The organism is Endozoicomonas acroporae, assembly GCF_002864045.1.
Lineage (GTDB): Bacteria > Pseudomonadota > Gammaproteobacteria > Pseudomonadales > Endozoicomonadaceae > Endozoicomonas > Endozoicomonas acroporae.
The window spans coordinates 1-2,325 of sequence record NZ_PJPV01000240.1; the positions used below are offsets into that span (position 1 = coordinate 1).

Annotated in this window: 2 protein-coding genes; both read right to left on the reverse strand. The window is 40.2% G+C overall.

Going from position 1 to position 2,325, the window contains the following annotated elements; translation table 11 throughout:
* Positions 1-369: hypothetical protein (locus tag CX664_RS27310; RefSeq protein ID WP_146000336.1), on the reverse strand; the 369-nt coding region annotated here is incomplete at its 3' end.
* Positions 370-858: 489 nt separating this feature from the next.
* On the reverse strand, positions 859-2,259 hold the full coding sequence (locus CX664_RS24690; protein WP_244910728.1) for an ankyrin repeat domain-containing protein: 1,401 nt from the start codon (positions 2,257-2,259) through the stop codon (positions 859-861).
* Between the last annotated feature and the right edge of the window lie 66 nt (positions 2,260-2,325).

Below are 2,325 nucleotides of genomic sequence, written 5' to 3' on the forward strand. Positions count from 1 at the left end.
AGATCCGAAACCAACCATCGACATCACCGTCCCCATAGGAAATCCAGTAATGTACCTATTCGCAATTTCACCAACAATTTCACAAAGCGCAACAAACTTTGCACTGAAAGCTGCCGATTCGACAGTGGTCAATCCAGCTATGGCCACTCCAATTCCCGCCGCCAGTGTTGCCAATTGGGCACACAATTTTTTATGTTCATCCGCGTGATTTTGAATAGCACTCGACAAAGTCCGGAAGCAGTCGGTGTAGTCCTTGCTATCAGTATGCCCACTAGCTGCAGCGCCTGCTACCGCTTTTGCTGCAGCGGTAAGAGCAGAGGTGACGTTGCCTTCTGGTTTCAGTTCAAGTCCCAACTTTAGAGCTTCCAAGTCCCCCTTTTGACAGGCATCCTCTAACAATGGCTTGGATTCTCGAAGCAAGGACATGCCCGGCCCACATATACACCTATCCGGTTTGTGCAATGAATTAGAATAGTCGCGTATACATTCCAAGTGCCCCATGTGATGGTGTTCGCACTCTGTTGTGACCACTGAACGTCCACCAAGTCTTCCGGTATTCCCTTCAAGACAGTAAGAACAATTAAAGCGGACATCTGCTCCGTTTCTACCGACACCATTCATCGCTTTAGCCTGCTATTTGACTCAACACTGGGGGTCGGGCCTTTAGTTATGACTAACCATTGTCGCTTATAGTGATGAAAAATATATTGCCACAATCAAAGACCCCTCCCACGGCGGCCCCGTGGAAATACATACGCCAAACAAAAACAGGTTGTTTCACCTTCTGAAGTCCGGTATGCCCACGCAGAGAGTGCCCGGATAGAAAATTTACCTGGCAAAGCAATACCCGACCGCGGTTTAACTTTCCTTAATATCAAAAAGTACCTTCAATGCTTTGGATATATTTTCGAAATACACTTGACCGCTGGTTGAACTGAGCTGTAACCGGGCAGGGCTTTTATTTAACTCGTCACAATCAAATTTAATTTTAACTTTCTGGTCATTTTTGATCTCGGCCAGCAAATCAATGTGTCCACTAAGGAAGCTAAAGTTATTTTTTTCTATACTATCTTTTTTGCTCAGTGTTTCATTAGTCGTGTCAATTTTTTCGATGAACTCACGTAAACTTTCTTGTACAATTTCTTCAGGTTTTTTTGATGCTTTATCATCCACCGCCTTATGAATTCCTCCAGCGAATTCTAAAGCTAACTGCCCAAGTGTTTCCTTAAGGATCTTGGCATCACTATAAATTTCTTTAAATTTATTTATTACCTTTTTGAAATCGTACTTTTCAATATACTCAATAAATGATTGGACAAGTTCTCCACCCGGTACACTGTCTTTCATTATATCCACAAAAAGTTTTCTTACTATCAATGCAGGGTCATAATTATCAAGGCATAAATTTATATTCACAAACACTTTGGGCTCTGATTGCTCTTTGCTTTTTGCCTTAAAGAGAAATCCTTTCTTTGCATATTCATCAAGGAATTCAGTAATTTCCTTTTTGGTGCCTTCAATATGAAAAGGGTAGCCATCTAGTGGCAAATCATTACGATAAGAGTTATTCATCTTTATAAATTGTGCAGGGACGTAAATTTTATTCAAATCTATGAGTGTATTGTTATCACCTTGAATTCCAGAATAGCCAAATGTCTTACATTTACTCTCGTTTTTTTTCAGGTAATCTTTTATATCGAGCCAGACAGTTTTATGTTCTGGAATCTCGATAAATAGGTATCCTTTATACTTTTCTTCTTTTTTAGCACGGGACAAGTCTTCATCATCTACAAAATACTTTTCTTTAAAACGAATACGATCATTTTTTTCTTCTTCGCCCGGCTTCGCTGATGTTTCACCTTTTCTTCGATGATCAGAATATTGACCTGCAACCTTTTTATCTTCTCCTTTATCTTCTCCGCCCTGTTTATATTTTTCTATAATCTCTATGCACTTAGTATGATCATTCTCTTTCGCCAATTGCAGTGGTGTTTGTCCATCCTTATCCTCAAGAGTGAAAATTATATTATTTCCTTCTTGTTCTAGCAGCATATTCAGGCACTCAATATTGTTAGCCTCGGCAGCCAAGTGTACTGGTGTTTTGCCTTCATCATTTTGGCTATTGATATATTCATTGCATAGTCTTTTCTCTATTAGAAAACGAAAACATTCTGTATAGCCTTGATGCTCTTCAGACCAATCAGTGATGCTCTGGTCGGTCCAGCAATCATCCTTGACGACATAATGCAAAGGGGTCATTTGATGCTGATCTCGGTATTTGGTATTTAGTGCTTGTCCGAAAACCCATCAGCCCTTGAAAACAGC